The sequence below is a fragment of the Ruminococcus sp. CAG:330 genome (genome assembly GCF_000437175.1).
In the GTDB taxonomy this organism is placed as follows: domain Bacteria; phylum Bacillota; class Clostridia; order Oscillospirales; family Ruminococcaceae; genus Ruminococcus_C.
This window is the reverse complement of sequence record NZ_FR898002.1, coordinates 1-3,754: the sequence shown is the minus strand read 5'-3', so window position 1 is coordinate 3,754 and position 3,754 is coordinate 1. Positions and strand designations below refer to the sequence as shown.

The following is a 3,754-nucleotide window of genomic DNA, read 5'->3' as shown; positions in this document are numbered from 1 at the left end:
TCCACATATATTTCTTGTGAAGACAGGTTCTAAGAACCCGAGGCAGTGTCCCGGATGCTGCCCTGACAGGTCTGAAACTTAAAAAAAGGAGAATGAAATGATGCATTGTAAAGAATGTGGTGCTGTCATTGGGGAAGACGAGAAATTCTGCCCCAATTGCGGTGCTTCCACAGGCACGCCCTTTTTGGAGGATATGCCGGATCCCATTGAGGTGGTAGAGCCGGCAGCCGCCGAAACACCGGATGCTGTAACCGCATCCGCAGCAGAGCAGCCCGCAGCGGCAGCACCGGAGGCATCGCAGGCAGCTGCGGAGAGCGCACCGGAAACTGCACCCCAGAGCAACCCCTACGCCAGCCAGCAGGCTGCACCCCAAGGCAACCCCTACGCCAGCCAGCAGACTGCGCCTCAGAGCAGCCCCTACGCCAGCCAGCAGACTGCGTCTCAGGCAAACCCCTATGGCAATCCGCAGGGGACACCTGCCGGCAATATTCCGCCGCAGGCAGGCGCTGTGCCCAATTACGACCCGACCATGACCGCCATTCCGCCGATGGTAGGACAGCCGCCCAAGAAAAAGAAAAAGGGCTGCCTGATCGCCCTGCTGATCGCCATTCCGGTGGTCATCCTGGCGGCAATCATCATCGTTGTGGTCTGCGTTGCCACCTCTGCCGGCAACCGCACCAAGAACATGGTGGAGGACTACTGGCAGGCATATGTCAGCGGTGACGCCGATGCCATTGCAGAGATGGTACCGGATGAGTACTGGGACTACATTCAGGACACCTACGACTTCTCTAAGGACGAGGCAATCGCCGGTCTGGACGAATATCTGGATGAGCTGTCCGACCGTCTGGGCGGCAACCTCACCTACAGCTGGGATCAGACCAACGCAGCTGCCGGCGTGGGCAGCGACAGCGAGATGCTGAAGGATGCCAACGACTTCCTGTCTGACTTCGACCTGAAGGCAGATGCCGGCGTTGGCGTGGAGATGGATGCCACCGTTTCCGGCGACAGCGATTCGGAGGACTACTCCTTCTCCATGTGGTCGGTGAAGATCGACGGCAAGTGGTATAACACCGAGGCGATCTCCGACTTCGACATGGCGTGCAGCGACGGCTATGCTGCAACTGCCAAGTACACCGCAGAATACGGCGACATGATGGACACCTACTGGACGGCATTCCTCAACGCAGACGGCGAGACGCTGGGCACATACGTGCCGGATGCCATGTGGGATTTCCTCAAGGAGCAGTACGGCTGCGACAAGAATGCCGCAGTGGACTATCTGAGCCAGTATCTGGACGAGAGCCTTTCCTCTGAATACGACACCGACGATGCCATTATTGTGGATCAGAAGATCACACAGGTGGATGACTACGAGGCAGAGGACATGGCGGACATGAACGACGGTCTGGACGAATACGGTCTGTCAGGCGACGACATGAAGGACGTTTACTCTGATCTGGAGATCACCTACGGCGACGAGAGCGACAGCCAGAGCTCCTCTGTCATCCTGACACAGATCGACGGCAAGTGGTATATCTACGATTGTATGTACTATCTGACCGAGGCCTGCTACTACTACGGCGACGGCAGCAGCGACGGCATCTAAGCGTAAATTGCGTTTTGCAGGAACACTGCTTTTCGAGGGAAAACAGAACGCATCGGATTCGGTGGCTTCGTCAGGCTGCTCCAGCTGAGCGCAGCTGGCGAGGTGTTCTTAGAGGGCACGTCCCTCTAAGTCGCTGTCCGCAGACAGCGAAATTCCCTGCGCCATGCTTTTGGCGCACGGGGAAGGTGGGTGAGAAAAGCGACAGCTTTTCGAGGGCGGAGCGAACAAGACCGCTCCGCCCTGCGTCCCGCTTGCAGTACTATGATTTTGCAAACGTTCCGGCGGAACGTTTGCAGCGGTATACGATAACGATGATATTTCGTTCTGCGGAAAAGGGGTTCTCCGCAGCAGACGCAAAAAGCGAGGAATCGCAATCAGGGGCGGGCGAACGTGCCGCCACGTTTGAAACCTGCCTCTCACGGCGCATTTGCCGAGGGGGCAGGTTTTTCATTGGAGCCGGCAGGCTCGCAGAAAGGAATGAAAAGACAGTATGAAATGTGAACATTGTGGGGCAGAAGCACCGGAGCGTGCGGTGATCTGTCCGGAGTGCGGCGAGATCCTGAAGCGTGCGCCGCAGGAAACCGCAGAGAAAAAGACGGCAGCAGTGCCTATGCCCGACGGCTTTGCCATGCCGTTCCTCGCTGCCACAGGGACGGACGGGGACAGCAGCACCACTACGGAAGATCCCAGAGTCGTGCTGGCACGGGCGCAGGAAAAGCGCTCCCGCCGGCTGCGCATCGGCATCTTCTCTGGCATTGCCGTGGTGCTGATTGCGCTTGTCACCCTGTACAGCGTCTTTCTGGGGGGCTATAAGCTGGCGGTGTACCGCTATGTCAAGGGCGTGGACCGGTGCAGCGGTGCGATGTATACGGCGCTGGTGCCGGATGCCTACATGGACTATCTGGAATCCACTTATGACACCACACGGCGGGAGGTCAAGGAGAAAATGCACGACTATTTCGTCAGCTGGAACAAGAACTACGGCAACGAGGGCGGCATGTCTTACGAGATCGTGCAGCACGAGGACATTTCCGACAGCGACATTGCCGATCTGGAATCCCAGCTCAAGACCAGCTATGGCATCACTGCGGACATCCAGAAGGCAGTGAACGTCCGCATCACCATCAACGACGGCGGACAAAAGGGGACGGAGAGCACAACTTTTGTGAAGATCAAAAACCGCTGGTGCAGCATGGATGCCATGGAGGATATGGATTACGTGTGCAAGTACGACGGATATAACGAATGGTAAAGGGGAACAGAAACTATGGCAGGCAAGAAGAAACAGAAAAACAGCCGGACGGTCCGGCTGATCGTGGGATTGATCCTGATCGCTGCGGCGATTGCTGCGGCAGTGGGCGGGGTGTTTTACTACCGGAGCCAGAAAGCAGCGGAGGAGGCTGTGCCGGATGCGTCCGGCTATGAAGAACTGATGAAGTCCTATTACAGCGCCATTGTATCCGGGGACGGCAAGAAGATGGCGCAGCTCATGGCACCGCCGGAGTACTGGAACTACTACATGGAAACCTATGACAAGTCCGAAACCGACGTGGAGGATGCGCTGAAAGAGGGCTGCGCCGCCACCTACTCCGGCTGGCAGAATACCTACGGTACGGACGTAAAGGTGTCCTACCAGATCGCCGGCATGTCCGAGCAGGGGCAGGACGGTTTGAATGAGTGGAACGCCAACATGGAAGAAATGCTGGGCAACGACGGCGCAGACATGACCGAGTCGGTGCTGCTGGAGGTGAAGGTGACCTATTCCGGCAGCACGTCCGAGGGGACGGAGATCATCCATCCGACCTTGGGAAAAATCGGGGATCAGTGGTATCTGATCTCCGAGGATACCCAGCTGGATTCGTCCTCTGCGGCACAGTGACCGAGAAATAAAAATATCCAAACAAAATCGCACGTCAGGGAAACCAGCGTGCGATTTTTTGATTTTGTTGGGATATTTTCGCAAATCCGGAAAAACCGGAATCGCCGGCGAAATGCGGGATATCCTAAGACGGGAAACAGTGTGGAAATGGCGAAAAATGTTTCACGTGAAACATTGGGAGGGGCGTGCCGTGTCCGCCGATTTCACATAACAAAAGGATGAAGAATATATAGGCTCCCCTGAAAGGGGAGCTGGCAGTGCGCAGC

The 3,754-nt window shown here is 56.7% G+C and carries 3 protein-coding genes; all 3 read left to right on the top strand.

What is annotated here, in order from left to right:
• The first annotated feature begins 97 nt into the window (after positions 1-97).
• The 3 genes from QZL66_RS01430 (at position 98) to QZL66_RS01420 (ending at position 3,488) form a co-directional block, all read left to right on the top strand.
• Positions 98-1,609 carry a zinc ribbon domain-containing protein gene (locus tag QZL66_RS01430; protein ID WP_293601758.1) on the top strand — a complete coding sequence of 504 codons (1,512 nt, stop codon included), beginning with the start codon at positions 98-100 and terminating at the stop codon, positions 1,607-1,609.
• Positions 1,610-2,099: 490 nt separating this feature from the next.
• Entirely contained in the window at positions 2,100-2,861 is a 762-nt protein-coding gene (locus tag QZL66_RS01425) for a zinc ribbon domain-containing protein (protein ID WP_226943941.1), read from the top strand.
• A gap of 15 nt (positions 2,862-2,876) precedes the next feature.
• Positions 2,877-3,488, top strand: coding sequence for a hypothetical protein (locus QZL66_RS01420; protein WP_022409984.1), 612 nt, complete (start codon positions 2,877-2,879; stop codon positions 3,486-3,488).
• Positions 3,489-3,754 lie beyond the last annotated feature (266 nt).